Origin of the sequence: Kribbella qitaiheensis, from assembly GCF_042657745.1 — a bacterium.
In the GTDB taxonomy this organism is placed as follows: domain Bacteria; phylum Actinomycetota; class Actinomycetes; order Propionibacteriales; family Kribbellaceae; genus Kribbella; species Kribbella qitaiheensis.
This window is the reverse complement of the sequence record NZ_JBHSKE010000025.1, coordinates 177,794-190,616: the sequence shown is the minus strand read 5'-3', so window position 1 is coordinate 190,616 and position 12,823 is coordinate 177,794. Positions and strand designations below refer to the sequence as shown.

The 12,823-nt window shown below is 68.1% G+C and carries 16 protein-coding genes and 1 riboswitch; of the genes, 9 read left to right on the top strand and 7 right to left on the bottom strand.

Annotated elements, in window-relative coordinates; translation table 11 throughout:
- Positions 1-46: 46 nt before the first annotated feature.
- The 3 genes from ACFPJ1_RS20910 (at position 47) to otsB (ending at position 1,941) form a co-directional block, all read left to right on the top strand.
- Entirely contained in the window at positions 47-355 is a 309-nt protein-coding gene (locus tag ACFPJ1_RS20910; protein WP_026162776.1) for a DUF3263 domain-containing protein, read from the top strand.
- Between the two features lie 180 nt (positions 356-535).
- Positions 536-1,111, top strand: coding sequence for a LytR C-terminal domain-containing protein (locus tag ACFPJ1_RS20905; protein ID WP_380106162.1), 576 nt, complete (start codon positions 536-538; stop codon positions 1,109-1,111).
- Positions 1,108-1,941 (top strand): trehalose-phosphatase, encoded by an 834-nt coding sequence (gene otsB / locus ACFPJ1_RS20900; protein ID WP_380106160.1) that lies wholly within the window; start codon positions 1,108-1,110, stop codon positions 1,939-1,941. The genes ACFPJ1_RS20905 and otsB overlap by 4 nt, the downstream gene beginning before the upstream one ends.
- Here otsB and ACFPJ1_RS20895 read toward each other — a convergent pair.
- Positions 1,907-2,359: a hypothetical protein gene (locus ACFPJ1_RS20895; RefSeq protein WP_380106158.1), complete on the bottom strand. Its 453-nt coding sequence runs from the start codon at positions 2,357-2,359 to the stop codon at positions 1,907-1,909. The two genes, otsB and ACFPJ1_RS20895, sit on opposite strands and share 35 nt — an antisense overlap.
- Before the next feature lie 76 nt (positions 2,360-2,435).
- On the opposite strand from ACFPJ1_RS20895, the gene ACFPJ1_RS20890 reads away from it, so the two are divergent.
- The 5 genes from ACFPJ1_RS20890 (at position 2,436) to ACFPJ1_RS20870 (ending at position 6,649) form a co-directional block, all read left to right on the top strand.
- Positions 2,436-3,389: a DNA-3-methyladenine glycosylase family protein gene (locus ACFPJ1_RS20890; protein WP_380106157.1), complete on the top strand. Its 954-nt coding sequence runs from the start codon at positions 2,436-2,438 to the stop codon at positions 3,387-3,389.
- Between the two features lie 33 nt (positions 3,390-3,422).
- Positions 3,423-4,670, top strand: a complete 1,248-nt coding sequence (locus tag ACFPJ1_RS20885) for a cation:proton antiporter (protein WP_380106155.1) — start codon at positions 3,423-3,425, stop codon at positions 4,668-4,670.
- Positions 4,667-4,894, top strand: coding sequence for a helix-turn-helix domain-containing protein (locus ACFPJ1_RS20880; RefSeq protein WP_380106154.1), 228 nt, complete (start codon positions 4,667-4,669; stop codon positions 4,892-4,894). The genes ACFPJ1_RS20885 and ACFPJ1_RS20880 overlap by 4 nt, the downstream gene beginning before the upstream one ends.
- A gap of 65 nt (positions 4,895-4,959) precedes the next feature.
- Positions 4,960-5,098: riboswitch (SAM riboswitch) on the top strand.
- A gap of 10 nt (positions 5,099-5,108) precedes the next feature.
- Positions 5,109-6,377, top strand: coding sequence for a threonine synthase (gene thrC, locus ACFPJ1_RS20875; protein ID WP_380106153.1), 1,269 nt, complete (start codon positions 5,109-5,111; stop codon positions 6,375-6,377).
- A complete protein-coding gene (locus tag ACFPJ1_RS20870; protein ID WP_132186812.1) occupies positions 6,374-6,649 on the top strand; it encodes a ubiquitin-like small modifier protein 1 in 276 nt (91 codons plus the stop codon). Before thrC ends, ACFPJ1_RS20870 begins: the two co-directional genes overlap by 4 nt.
- 139 nt (positions 6,650-6,788) lie before the next feature.
- Here ACFPJ1_RS20870 and ACFPJ1_RS20865 read toward each other — a convergent pair whose 3' ends face one another.
- Entirely contained in the window at positions 6,789-7,106 is a 318-nt protein-coding gene (locus ACFPJ1_RS20865) for a helix-turn-helix domain-containing protein (protein ID WP_380106152.1), read from the bottom strand.
- Positions 7,107-7,168: 62 nt separating this feature from the next.
- Entirely contained in the window at positions 7,169-7,537 is a 369-nt protein-coding gene (locus ACFPJ1_RS20860; protein ID WP_380106151.1) for a type II toxin-antitoxin system RelE/ParE family toxin, read from the bottom strand.
- Positions 7,538-7,989: 452 nt separating this feature from the next.
- On the opposite strand from ACFPJ1_RS20860, the gene ACFPJ1_RS20855 reads away from it, so the two are divergent.
- Complete coding sequence (locus tag ACFPJ1_RS20855; RefSeq protein WP_380106150.1) at positions 7,990-9,012, top strand: zinc-dependent alcohol dehydrogenase family protein; 1,023 nt, start codon at positions 7,990-7,992, stop codon at positions 9,010-9,012.
- Position 9,013: 1 nt separating this feature from the next.
- Here ACFPJ1_RS20855 and ACFPJ1_RS20850 read toward each other — a convergent pair whose 3' ends face one another.
- The 4 genes from ACFPJ1_RS20850 to ACFPJ1_RS20835 form a co-directional block, all read right to left on the bottom strand.
- Positions 9,014-10,246 (bottom strand): hypothetical protein, encoded by a 1,233-nt coding sequence (locus ACFPJ1_RS20850; protein ID WP_380106149.1) that lies wholly within the window; start codon positions 10,244-10,246, stop codon positions 9,014-9,016.
- 206 nt (positions 10,247-10,452) lie between these two features.
- Entirely contained in the window at positions 10,453-10,743 is a 291-nt protein-coding gene (locus ACFPJ1_RS20845) for a hypothetical protein (protein WP_380106147.1), read from the bottom strand.
- A gap of 192 nt (positions 10,744-10,935) precedes the next feature.
- Positions 10,936-11,655 (bottom strand): hypothetical protein, encoded by a 720-nt coding sequence (locus tag ACFPJ1_RS20840; protein ID WP_380106146.1) that lies wholly within the window; start codon positions 11,653-11,655, stop codon positions 10,936-10,938.
- Positions 11,652-12,803 carry an L-histidine N(alpha)-methyltransferase gene (locus ACFPJ1_RS20835; RefSeq protein WP_380106145.1) on the bottom strand — a complete coding sequence of 384 codons (1,152 nt, stop codon included), beginning with the start codon at positions 12,801-12,803 and terminating at the stop codon, positions 11,652-11,654. The genes ACFPJ1_RS20840 and ACFPJ1_RS20835 overlap by 4 nt, the downstream gene beginning before the upstream one ends.
- Between the last annotated feature and the right edge of the window lie 20 nt (positions 12,804-12,823).

Sequence of the window (12,823 nt, the reverse complement as noted above, 5' to 3'; positions counted from 1 at the left end):
TGGTCGGCGGACGGACGATCACCGACCGCACGGGAGTCACCAGCAGATGGACAGCGCCAACGCCAGCTCTTCCGGCCCCGCCGAAGCAGCCCAGCCGGCCGTCGCTGGATTGTCGGACCGAGACGGTGCCATCCTCGGCTTCGAGCGCCACTGGTGGAAGTACGCCGGCGCCAAGGAGCAGGCGATCCGCGACCAGTTCCAGATGTCCGCCACCCGGTACTACCAGGTGCTGAACGCCCTGATCGACCGGCCGGAGGCCCTCGCCCACGACCCGCTCCTGGTCAAGCGACTGCGCCGCCTCCGAGCGGCCCGTCAGCGCGCCCGTTCCGCTCGCCGACTGGGTATCGAGGTCTGAGCTTTGAGAAGTGTGCTGCGCCAGCGCTCCGCACGCTATCTCCGGCGCCCGGGCGGGCACCTCGCGGCGTTGGAGCAAAGGGCACGATGGAAAAACATCGAGCCCTTCACTCCGCCTTGCGATGCACCCACCCGGGCGCCGGAGCTAGCGCACGGAGCGCCGACGCAGCACACTCGCTCGATGGACGAACGGGGACAGGTCCTCTCGTCCCTCGTCGCCGTGCTTGCCGCCGTCGCGATCGTCGGCGGGCTGCTGGTCCTGTTCGGCACCCGCGGTAGCGACAGCGCGGCCGACACGCCCGTGGTCAAGACTTCTTCTGCGTCTCCGACACCGAAGCCTTCCACCCCGGCTCCGACTTCAGCGCCGACCTCCGCACCGACCACTGAGCCCAGCTCGGAGCCGAGTTCGGTGCCTAGCTCTGCTCCGACCTCGGAGTCGACGTCTACTGCCGCACCCTCGACCGGTGCGTCCATCCCGCCGTCCGAGCGTCCCGCGGTCGAGATGTACAACAACACCTCTCGCAAGGGGCTGGCCGAGGACGTCTCCATCCGCGCCCGGCAGGCCGGCTGGACCGTCGCCGGTGCCGACAACTGGCACGGCAAGATCGTCGGCAGCACCGTCTACTACCCGCCGGGGATGCAGAGCGAGGCAGCCCAGCTGGCCAAGGACATCAGCATCAGCCGGACCAAGGACGCCCTGCCGAACATGAAGAAGGACCGGCTCACCGTCATCCTGACCACGGACTACACAGGATGAGCACTCCCGTACTGGCGACTGCAGCCGGGCGGGAGGGCTGGGAAGCGATCGTCGCGGATCCGGCCAGGGCGGTGATCGCCTCGGACTTCGACGGCACCCTTTCACCCCTGGTCGAGGACCCGTCGATGTCCCGGGCGGCCGACGGAGCACTGGACGCGCTGGCCCGACTCGCTCGTTCAGTTGGCCAGGTGGCGATCGTCACCGGTCGGCCCGCTCTGGTGGCCACCGAGCTTTCCGGCGTCACCGGACATCCCGGGCTCGGGCGGCTCGTAGTACTGGGTCATTACGGGCTTGAGCGGTGGGAAGCCTCTACTGGTGCTGTGACGAGCGACCCGGTGCCACCGGGGGTTGCAGTGGCTCGGGAGCGGTTGCCGGGCTTGCTGCAGGAGGCTGGGCTTCCGGACGCGTTCGTCGAGGACAAGGGCAGCTCACTGGCGGTTCACACCCGCCGGCTGCCGGAGCCCTTGCCTGCTTGGGAGGCCTTGCGTGCTCCGCTGATGGAGCTGGCCGAGTCCACCGACCTCCGGCTGGAGCCGGGCAACCTGGTTCTGGAGCTCCGGCCGCCCGGCATCGACAAGGGAGTCGCCATGCGGCGGCTGATCGAGTCCACCGGCGCCCGCTCGGTCCTGTACGCCGGAGACGACCTGGGCGACCTTGCCGCCTTCCGTGCTCTGGATGACCTGCGCGACGAGGGGCTGCACGCAGTACTGGTCGCTGCTCGGTCGGGGGGTTCGTCCGAGCTGGCGGATGCGGCTGACATCGTCGTCGACGACCCGGCGGGCGTGGTGACCGTGCTTACTGCCCTTTCCGACGCGATCGCAACCCGCTGAACGTCTGGGCGAGCGTCTGGCCCAGAGGCTGGACGGGGTGTTCGATGTAGTTGCCGTCCTTGAGACTCGCCAGCCGCTCGAACGGATTGCGCGAGGCGGGGCAGCCCGTGCGCAGCCAGGACCAGCCGGCGGCGAGAGCATAGAGCGGGAGCATCGGGAGACCGAGCAGGCAGAAGTACTGCCAGGAATGGCGTTCCTCGTGCTTGACCAGGAGCGGACGGCGGTCGAAGTACGCGCGGTCGTTCTTGGTCAGCACCAGGTTCCCAAGCGTGAACGCACTGGCGACCGGGAACCCGAGCCGGTACCCGGTCGCGTAGAAGAGCCCACGCGGCCCCCGGCTGAACTTCGCCCGCCCGATCACCCCGACGAGCACCCCCAGCGCCGTCGTCAGGTTCAGCACATTCCCCACCAACTTCACCCGCTGCCACCCCGAAATCCCCTCACCCATACCTCAGTATGGGGTTCTGTCGGAGGCGTGAGTAACACTTGCGGGCGTGAGTTCGGTGGTGCGGAGATGGCGGGCGGCGTGGGCGGTGGATCCGCACACGGTGATCGGTGGGCTGCGCAAGGGGCCGGGCGATCCGGCGTACGTGTTCGACGCCGGCCGCCGCACGGTTTGGCGTGCCACCCGGACCCCTGACGGACCCGTCCTGCTCAGGCTCACGCCGTACCCCGGAGTGGGCGAGGTGGAGGCCGAGGCGTGGGGGCCTGGTGCGGAGTGGGCGTTGGACGGGGTGCCCGAGTTGCTCGGGGCGGCGGACAGCTGGGACGGGTTCGAGCCGTTGCCCGAGCACCAGCCGCTCGTGGACGCCGCCCGGCGTTTCCCGCACTTCCGGGTGCCGAGGACGCGCGCGGTGTTCGAGGCGATGGCGGCCGCGGGGATCGAGCAGGTCGTCACCGGCAAGGAGTCGTTTGCCGGGTGGCGGATGTTGTTGCGCGAGTACGGCGAAGTGGCGCCGGGGCCGGGTGCTCCGGACGGCCGGAAGATGATGGTGCCGCCGTCGCCGGAGGAGTGGCGGCTGATTCCGTCCTGGCAGTGGTTGCGGGCCGGGGTCGAAGGACGCCGGTCGCGAGTGGTGATCACGGCGGCGACGCGGGCGGCCGCGTTGGAGCGGACACTGGAGCTGACCGACGGGGCTGAAGTGGAGCGACGGCTGCGGTCGTTGCCGGGTGTCGGTGTGTGGACGGCCGCGGAGGTTCGACAGCGGGCCCATGGTGATGCGGACGCGTTCTCGTTCGCGGACTACCACGTGTCGCGCAACGTCTCGTACGCGCTGACCGGCGAGGAACTCGACGACGACGGCACCGCGGAACTCATCGAGCCCTACCGAGGTCACCGCTTCCGGGTCCAGCGCCTCTTGGAGCTGGCCGGCATCAGTCATCCGCGCTACGGCCCCCGGCAGTCCCTCCCCACCCACACGCCGGGCGCCACGCATCGTCTTCGGTGAATACACCCGAACCTGGGCACTAGGGTCCGCATCATGCGGATCAACGGGGACGGTCTCTACCTGGTGGCGGGCCTTGCCCTGCTGGTGGGTGCCGTGCTGCCCCGGTTGCTCCGGCGGTACGCGATCTCCGCGCCGATCGCCTTCCTGGGCGCGGGTCTGCTGCTCGGGCTGTTCGTCGATCGCAGCCATCTGAGCCCGATCGCCGAGCCGAAGCTCACCGAACACCTCGCCGAGCTCACCATCCTGGTCGCCCTGATGGGTGTCGGCCTGGCGATCGACCGACCGATCGGCTGGCACCGCTGGAAAGTCACCTGGCGGCTGCTGTTGGTCGCCATGCCCGCCTGTATCGCCGCGGTCGCCGGCGCCAGCTGGCTCCTCGGCCTCGCTCCCGCCACCGCGCTCCTGCTCGGCGCGGTGCTCTCACCGACCGATCCGGTGCTCGCCTCGGATGTGCAGGTGCAGGGCCCGACGACCGGCGAGGGCGCCGAACCCGAGGAGGACGACGAGGTCCGCTTCGCGCTCACCTCGGAGGCCGGGCTGAACGACGGTCTGGCGTTCCCGTTCGTCTATGCGGCCGTGTTCGCCGCCACGAAAGGTGCCGTCGGCAACTGGGCGCTGGAGTGGCTCGCCTGGGACCTGATCGGCAAGGCGGTGATCGGCGTGGCCGTCGGCGTCATCGCCGGCCGCCTGCTGGGCCGGATGGCCTTCTCCGCGCCCTCGCCGAGTTTCCGGCTGGCCGATTCCCGGGAGCCCGTGCTGGCTCTCGCGATGACGTTGGGGGTCTACGGCCTGGCCGAGGTACTGCACGGCTACGGGTTCATCGCCGTGTTCGTCGCAGCCCTCTCGCTTCGCGCCGCCGAACGAGACCACGACTTCCACGAGGAGTTGCACGGTTTCGTCGAGCAACTCGAGCACATCCTGACCTGGGGGATCCTGCTCCTGCTCGGGGTGGCGATCACCGGCGGTCTGCTCAAGCCGTTGACCCTGGCCGGCGCTGCGATCGGCGTACTGCTGGTGGTCGTGATCCGGCCCTTGACCGCCTGGGTCTCACTCCACGGAACGCCGATGCGGCGGTCCGAGCGGTGGGTGACGGCCGCGTTCGGAGTACGAGGGGTCGGGTCGATCTACTATCTGGCCTATGCGGGGTCGGACTTCGGGACCGACCTGCCCTGGTTGTGGGCGACGGTCGGCTTCACGGTCGTGCTCAGCGTCGTCGTCCACGGCGTCGCGGCGACTCCGTTGATGCGGATGCTCGAGACCCATCGCGACCGGGATTCGTGACGGCGCAGCGGACGTACCTGCGGCACTTCGTCCGGGCGACCGGGACGACGCCGGGTAAGTGGTTGATCGCCCAGCGCGTGCAGGCGGCGCTGACCGTGCTGGAGACCGGGGACGCGCCGGTGGAGGAGATCCCGATCGCGGCCGGGTTAGCAACTCCAGTGACGTTGCTGCACCCGTCGCCCTCGGCGTACCGGCGGACCTTCCGGGAGCGCCGGGCGGGGTGAGATCCGCTGTCTCGCATGGTGGGAACGGCAGACACAATATGGACCTGATTGGGTAACCTCGTCAGTGCTCATCCAGAGGGACTGAGGGAAACGGCCCGTTGAAGTCCCGGCAACCCTCCCCGTTGACGTCTCGATCCGAGGCGCTCGCGGCGGAACGGTGCCAAATCCGTCCCGCGCCGAGATCCGGTCCGGGGAAGATGAGGAGGGAACCTCCATGAGCCTGACCGCCGCCGCGTCGACCCACACCATCCGCGAAGGTGCCTTCGGCAACGGTACGCACCTGAGCTGCCGCGCCTGTGGGGCGAAATCGCCGCTCGGCCCGTTCTACGCCTGTATGGAGTGCTTCGGTCCGCTGGAGGTCGGGTACGAGTTCCCGACCATCACCCGCGAGCAGATCGAGGCCGGACCCAAGAACATCTGGCGGTACCAGCCGCTGCTGCCGGTGCCCACCGACGTGGCGAGCTTCCCGAACACCGAACCCGGCTACACCCGGCTGATCGACGCCGGCAACCTGGCCCGCGAGCTCGGCCTGCGCAAGCTCTGGGTGAAGGACGACTCGGGCAACCCGACCCACTCCTTCAAGGACCGCGTGGTCGCGTCCGCCCTCAGCGCCACCCGCGAGCTCGGCCTGAAGGTCTTCGCCTGCCCCTCCACCGGCAACCTGGCCAACGCCGTCGCCGCGGCCGCCGCCCGGGCCGGCATCCGCTCGGTCGTGTTCATCCCGCACGACCTCGAGCGCCCGAAGGTGATCACCACCGCCGTGTACGGCGGCACCCTGGTGGCCGTGGAGGGCAACTACGACGACGTGAACAAGCTCGCCTCCGAGATCGCCGGTGAGGAGGAGGGCTGGGCGTTCGTGAACGTCAACGTCCGCCCGTACTACTCCGAGGGCTCGAAGACGCTCGCCTTCGAGATCGCCGAGCAGCTCGGCTGGCGGATCCCGCAGCAGATCGTCATCCCGGTCGCGTCCGGCTCCCAGCTGACCAAGATCGACAAGGGCTTCACCGAGCTGGGCAAACTCGGCCTGGTCGAAGCCACCGACTACAAGGTGTACGGCGCGCAGGCCACCGGGTGCTCCCCGGTCGCCCAGGCGTTCCGCGACGGCCACGACGTGGTCAAGCCGGTCAAGCCGAGCACCATCGCGAAGTCCCTGGCGATCGGCAACCCCGCGGACGGGCCGTACGTGCTCGACGTCGCCCGGCGTACCGGCGGAGTGATCGAGGACGTCAGCGACGAAGAGGTCGTCGAGGGCATCCAGCTGCTCGCCCGCACCGAGGGCATCTTCACCGAGACCGCGGGCGGGGTGACCGTCGCGACGCTGAAGAAGCTGATCGAGACCGGCCAGCTCGACCCCGAGGCCGAGACGGTGATCATCAACTCCGGCGACGGGCTCAAGACGCTCGACGCCGTGGCCGACCGGGTCGGCCCCAAGGTGACCATCCCCGCGTCGTACGACGCCTTCGTGAAGGCAGGGCTGCAGTGAGCATCAGTGTTCGGGTACCGACCATCCTGCGGCCCTACACCCAGGGAGCCTCCGAGGTCTCCGTCGAAGGCTCGACCCTGAGCGAGGTCCTCGAGTCCCTCGACACCTCCTACCCAGGCATCAAGGGCCGAGTCCTCGACGACTCCGGCGAACTCCGCCGCTTCGTCAACGTCTACGTGGACAACGACGACGTCCGCTTCGCCGAAGGCCTCCAAACCTCGATCAAGGACGGCGGCCAGGTCTCCATCATCCCAGCCGTCGCCGGCGGGTAACTGCTACTCCGACCCACGCGGCTCCCGCAGCCGCGCGAAGGCGTCGCCGAATGGCCAGGGCGAACGAACCGCGGCGAACTCGGGGTCTCTGCGCTGAGGACAGACCGCAGTCCTGGTGCGGTCTGTTCAGTGCGTGCGGTCAGCCGAGAACCAACCGCTCGTCGCCGAAGTTCGCAACGATCTCGATCTTGCCGCCGAGCGCCTCGACGTACCTCTGGATGGTGCTCAGCTCCGATCTGCTCAGGTCTCCCCGCTCGATCGAGGACACCGCCGCCTGGCTGATGTGCATCGAGTCGGCCAGTTCAACCTGAGTCAGGCCCTGGTGCTTGCGCAGTTCCGTCAGCCGGTACGCCCGCTGCTCCGACCGCGCCGCCTCACGGTGCGCGGCGGCGCGCGCCTCAGCCTCCGGCGTGTTGATCCTTTCCGCCCGCACGTCCTTCCATGTCCGGTGTGCCATTCTGTTTGCCTCCTTCGCCAGGTGTGAGAGATTCCTCCGCGGTCGAGTTTCCCGCGGCACGGCTATCGGTCTGGGGCGTCTGCCCAGTCCGGGTTCCGATTCAAGTTTGCTAGCCAGTCGTCGAATAGGTCGTCGGCGATCGGAATGTTCTCCTTGTACCACTCGGTCCAGCGGTTCTCCTTGCTGCCACCGATCAGCAGTACGGCGCGCGTCTGCGGGTCGAATGCGAAGAGCACTCTGTACTTGCCACACCGCAGTTCTTTCATGTTGGAGTGCCGCGAGCCTTCAATCGTGTCGACGGTCGGCCGTGGTGTGGCAGGTCCCTGCTCGGACAGTAAGTCGACTCGGCCCGCCAGGGCTTCGTAGTCCTTGTCAGATGGCGAGTCCATCCACTTCTGACACCCGTCGAGGACGTAGATCCCGTCCTCCACGCGCCAACGATACAAGTCCAAACTTGTAAAAGCCAGAAGTTGTATCCATCGAGCCGGGTCGCCTGCACGAGCAGTTGTCGATTTCAGCCTCCTGGCGATCGCTGGGGTGGCCCGGCGTACGGAAGGACAGGAAGTACTGCGTGCTCTGCGCGCCTCAACCGCCTCGGTACGCGTGGAGGTTGACGTCGTGAGCGACCTCTTCCTGTCGTTGGGCACAGCAAAGCCGGTGCAGCAGCTCGGGGTGGGTGTTTTGTCTGGCGAGCTGGCCGCCTCGCGGCGGCTTTGCAACCACCCGAGCCCGTCCAGTGACTACGTCACTCCACCGCGACCACTTGGCCTTCGCTGAGCGGCCGCGGAGGAGCCCCGACCAGGGGTGGGTGGGAGCGAGCGACGAAGGAGCGGAGTACGCGGGTCGGGTGGTGGGGTGGGCATTCGTGGGTGAGGATAGGGCGATGCGGGCTGTGGTGGTTGAGGAGTTTGGGGTGCTGCCGTCGGTACAGGATGTGGCGGTGCCTGAGGCGGACCCGGGTGGGGTGGTTTTGAAGGTTGAGGCCACTGGGTTGTGCCGGAGTGATTGGCATGGGTGGCAGGGGCATGACTCTGACATCGTGTTGCCGCATGTTCCTGGGCATGAGTTGGCTGGGACGATCGCGGCGGTGGGGGATGGCGTCGGCGGGTGGAAGGTGGGCGATCGGGTTACGACGCCGTTCATCTGTGCGTGTGGGAGGTGTGAGCAGTGCCTGGAGGGCAATCACCAGGTCTGCCCGAATCAGTTGCAGCCTGGGTTCAACTACTGGGGTTCGTTCGCCGAGTACGTCGCGTTGCCGTTTGCCGAGGTGAATCTGATCCGGCTGCCGGAGACCTTGGACTTCGACACCGCAGCCGGGTTGGGGTGTCGGTTCGCGACGTCGTTCCGCGCGGTTCGGCAGGTCGGACGGGTCGCTGCCGGCGAGGACGTGGTCATCTTCGGATGTGGCGGCGTCGGGTTGTCCGCCGTGATGATCGCCGCCGCGCTCGGCGCTCGCGTCATCGCCGTTGATACGAACCCGGCTGCCCTCGAACTGGCTCGCTCGTACGGCGCTGCCGACGCCGTGCAGGCGTCATCGGACGTAGTACGGGAGATTCTCGAGCTCACCGGCGGTGGTGCGCGGGTGACGATGGATGCGCTCGGGTCGAACGAGATCGTCCAGAATGCTCTGCGGTCATTGCGGCCCAGGGGGCGGCATCTTCAGGTCGGTCTGTTGCCGGACGGGGTGCGGCTGGATGTGTCGCGGCTGATCGGGCAGGAGCTGGAATGGCTCGGGAGTCATGGGATGCCGGCTCATGCCTACCCCGAGATGCTCGATCTCGTTGCCTCAGGCAACCTCAAGCCACAGGACTTGATCACCCGCACGATCTCACTCGATGAAGTCCCCGCAGCCCTCGACGAACTGACCACCGGTACCCCGGCCGGCGTAACCGTCATCCGGCCGTAAACTAAAGCCGGATCAAGTAGACCGTCGGCGGCCGTCCGGTGCGGCCGTGTTGCTGGCTGCCGATGGGGTCGGCCAGACCGGCGCGTTCGAGGCGTTTGAGGACCCGGCGCGCGGTGCGGAGTTGGACGGCCAGGTGTTCGGCCACGTCGTGCGTCGTCAGACCGTCCGGCAAGGTGGCGCCCAGTTCGCGCATCCGGGACAGGGTCTGGGTATTGAGACCGACCCGGCGCGCCAGCAGCGGAAGGCTCTCCGGGCCGCGATCCGCAGCGGGCTGGTCCCGTTCGCTGGACGGCTCGATGACGATCTCGACGTCGTCCGACATCGATACCACCCCGGCCACCGTGCCGATCGAGGTCGCCCGGCTAACTGCGCGTCGGGCTAATGCCTCGGCCTCGGCGGCGGTGCGGCCGACTCCGAAGCCGACGCGGGCGGTAGCGTGCCGCGCGGCCAGTTGGTCGAGGAGCGGCATCCGGGTGAACTGCTCAGTCGCCTGTTCGAGCAGACCGCGGGTAGTGACGACGAGGTACCGCCCGTCGGGCAGCGCCGCGAGACTGCCGCCGAGGGTGATCAGGTCGCCGGCGAGCGCGTTGTCCGGCTCCGGCAGATCGATGACGCCGAGCGCGACCTGGGCGTCGCCGACGTGCTGCCCTGTGGTGGTCAGTACCAGCGCCTGCAGCGTCGACTGGATCGAGTACCGCGAGGGCGCCAGCCGGACCGACGGCATTTCGTTCTCGAGCAGGTGGAACGCCGAGCCCAGGCAACTGATCGCCACTTTCGTGTCGTGGCGTTCCCGGGCGTTGCGGTGGAAGGCGACGATGTCGTCGGAGGTCAGCCCGGCCCGGTACGGCAGTACGTGGATCTGGTCGGTCGGCAGTTTCGCCTCGATCAGGGTCTCCATCACCTCGCTGCGGCGCAGGGTGTCGATCGAGAACCGGGTGACGTCGTGACCCAGCCGGAGCAGTTCGACGAGAGCCCGCAGCAGCGTCGCCCCGTCGTACGAGACGTACATCGCCGGGCGGTCGATGATCCCGGCGGCGGTGGCGATCGTGTACGGGACGACGCCGGTGAACAGGATGGCGTCGACCTTCTCGCGGCTCTGCTCGACCAGCGCGACGGTCTCGCTCTCGTGCCGGTAGGGCAGCGGCACCAGGCTCGCGGTGCTGTTGGCGGCCCCGACTGCCAGGACGCGCTGGACCAGGTCCTCGGGCCCGATGATCCCGACCGTGAGTGCCATCAGACCGCTGCTGAAGGCAGGGGCCGGCGGGCCGGATCCAAACGGCTGATCACTGCAGTGCACTCCTCATCAGTCCGTCACGGCCCCGAGTGGAGAACCGGACTTCTGGTCCGGCCCTCAAATCGGGCAGAATAGCGCAACGCTTGCGCGCAAGTGGTGCACCTCTTGACGACACCTAACGCGCTTTCAAAGGTTTCGGTCAAGACCTAAATTGCTCGAACCTTGGGCAACGGCGCCGAAACGAGGCTCGCGCCGGTGACGGGGTTGACGGCGTTGAGGTAGGCGGGTTTGCCGGTGGATACGTTCCAGAGCGCCGGCTTGCCATCGGGGCCGGGAGCAACCGTCCCGCCGATCAGCAGTACATCCGCGAGCGGAGTGGCCAGCGGTACGACGGTCGCCGGGCCGGGTGGATGGCCGTCGGGGCGAAGGAGGTTGGGGCCGGAGGAGAGGACGAGCAGGGCGCCGAAGGCTGTCGCCACGAAACGGGCAGATCGCATGGGTGCCCTCCCGGATGACCTATTTACGGTCCTGTCCGAAAGTACAACTTCTGTCTCCCGGCCGCATCAACCTCCAATTGCCCTGAACCGGCGACAGGTCGCTGCCACAAGTGGCCGTTCTTTCGGTCTTGACCGTTAATCATCCAGTTGCTATCACCAAGACACTGCTCCGCGAGGCTCGGAGCCACCTGATCAGGCGGGAGGGAGCCGGGTGAGGAGGGTTTCGAGCATCTCGCGGGTGGAGGCGAAGTAGCTGTTCTCGCGGTGCAGCGCCCGGTGGAAGGCGGCGAGCTCCGCCGGGGAGATGGTGTTGGAGAAGGTGCTGATCTCGGTCAGGTCGAGGCGCCGGTTGAACAGGTGCACGGTGTCGCGCCAGCGGTGTAGCAGGCCGACCAGCTCGGCGTCGCGGTGCCGGCCGAGGGCGCCGGAGATGAGGGCCAGGTCGACCGCGGACACGACCAGCCGCGGGTAGATCTGCCGCTGGGTCGGTTGCTCGGGGGAGAAGCGGTCGTCGGACAGCAGCCTGGTGTTGTCCTGCAACTCGTCCGTGACGGCCCGCAGGATCTCGCTGCGCCGCTCGGCCTCGGCGGTCAGCCGTTCCACGAAGATGCCGGTCAGTCCGGCGACCAGGGTGAGCGAGTTGACCGCTGGCTCCCAGCGGCTGTTCTCCGGCCAGAAGAACCAGATCACGCCGAGCACGAACGCGACCACCAGCAACCCGTAGCTGACAGCCGTCACGACCGTCCGCCGGTACGCCGCCCAGCGCGCGCCTTGCACCGACGAGCGCAGCGCCTTCGTCAGTACCCGCAGCCGCGCGAGCACCCGCACCTGCGCCACCCGCACATCCCGCCGCTCAGGCGGGCCACCCGCGTCCGGCGTACCGGCTGGGTCGCTGTCCGGGCTTGTTGTCATTGGGCCCAGATGTCGTCGGCCAGGGTCTTGGTGACGTCACCGGCCGACTCGGGGGCCAACAGCAACAGTTCGAGGCCGAACGGGTTCGGGCGGCGGGTGTGGCGGAACTGGGACTGGATGCTCTCGATCGGAGTCAGGTCGCAGGCCTCGGTGAGCCGCTTCAGCCGGGCGGTCGAGTACTTCCGGGTGGTGTAGAGCCGGATCGTGTCGCCGACCGGGAGCAGCACCTCGGTGTGGTCCGGCAGCCCCATCCGGATGTCCTCCTCGGTGGTGTTCTGCCAGACGATCTTCACCAGCAGCGCGTCCTCGTCCTCGACCTCGCCGATGAACCGGACCAGCTCGTTGTCGATCTTCAGATCGGTGTTGTAGCGCAGCGCACTGGTGACGAACTCCGCGAACGCCCGGGTCTGGTGGTACTCGTCCGCGGCGGCCCGGGCCGTCTCGTCGTCCAGCCGGGTGGTGCTGGCGACCTCGAGCAGCAGCCGGTCCTGCGGGCGCAGTACCTCGGTGATCAGCTCGAGCAGTTCCTGGTCGTTGTCGAAGTTGGCCAGCGTGTTGCCCGTCAGCGTGTAGAGCAGCGGCTCGTCGCCGATCAGCCGGGCGAGCAGCTGGGACAGCTCGGCCATGTTGTCGGCGATCGAGAAGTCGAGCTGCACCGGCAGCACCTGCGTCATCGGGAACCTTGCCCCGCGCACCGGTTCGAGGGTGCCCATCCGGAGCATCTCCGAGCTCATGTCGACCGGGATGTAGTACATGTCGGGGTTGTTGCGCCGCATGTCCTCGAGGATGGTGCGGTCCTTCACGCCGGTGCCGATGCCCAGGCTGACCAGGTGGAAGCCGCCCTTGGCGACGTGCGGCTTGACCTTGCGCCAGTGCCGCAGGAACGACTCCGTGCCCGCCTTCATCACCAGGTAGAACGGATCGTTGGTGGCGTTCGCCCAGGCGATCGTCGGCCCGATGCCCCAGTAGGAGAAGCCGGAGGTGATCTGCTTGCCGTCGCCGGTCTTCGACACCAGCCCGCGCAGATCGCCGGTCAGGGTGGCGAGCTTGTCCGTCTGGTCCTCGCCGACCAGCAGCAACGACCAGGCGAAGTCGTCGTCCGCGAGGGCGTGCTCCAGCCTGCGGATCACTGGTACCGGCTCGGTCACGTCCTGTCCCTCCCAAGGTG

What these genes read in the sequence shown, in the direction of transcription:
- ACFPJ1_RS20910 (WP_026162776.1), top strand. Translation starts at nt 47, where the DNA reads ATGGACAGCGCCAACGCCAGCTCTTCCGGCCCCGCCGAAGCAGCCCAG.
- ACFPJ1_RS20905 (WP_380106162.1), top strand. Translation starts at nt 536, where the DNA reads ATGGACGAACGGGGACAGGTCCTCTCGTCCCTCGTCGCCGTGCTTGCC.
- otsB (WP_380106160.1), top strand. Translation starts at nt 1,108, where the DNA reads ATGAGCACTCCCGTACTGGCGACTGCAGCCGGGCGGGAGGGCTGGGAA.
- ACFPJ1_RS20885 (WP_380106155.1), top strand. Translation starts at nt 3,423, where the DNA reads ATGCGGATCAACGGGGACGGTCTCTACCTGGTGGCGGGCCTTGCCCTG.
- thrC (WP_380106153.1), top strand. Translation starts at nt 5,109, where the DNA reads ATGAGCCTGACCGCCGCCGCGTCGACCCACACCATCCGCGAAGGTGCC.
- ACFPJ1_RS20865 (WP_380106152.1), bottom strand. Translation starts at nt 7,106, where the DNA reads ATGGCACACCGGACATGGAAGGACGTGCGGGCGGAAAGGATCAACACG.
- ACFPJ1_RS20855 (WP_380106150.1), top strand. Translation starts at nt 7,990, where the DNA reads ATGCGGGCTGTGGTGGTTGAGGAGTTTGGGGTGCTGCCGTCGGTACAG.
- ACFPJ1_RS20850 (WP_380106149.1), bottom strand. Translation starts at nt 10,246, where the DNA reads ATGGCACTCACGGTCGGGATCATCGGGCCCGAGGACCTGGTCCAGCGC.
- ACFPJ1_RS20845 (WP_380106147.1), bottom strand. Translation starts at nt 10,743, where the DNA reads ATGCGATCTGCCCGTTTCGTGGCGACAGCCTTCGGCGCCCTGCTCGTC.
- ACFPJ1_RS20840 (WP_380106146.1), bottom strand. Translation starts at nt 11,655, where the DNA reads ATGACAACAAGCCCGGACAGCGACCCAGCCGGTACGCCGGACGCGGGT.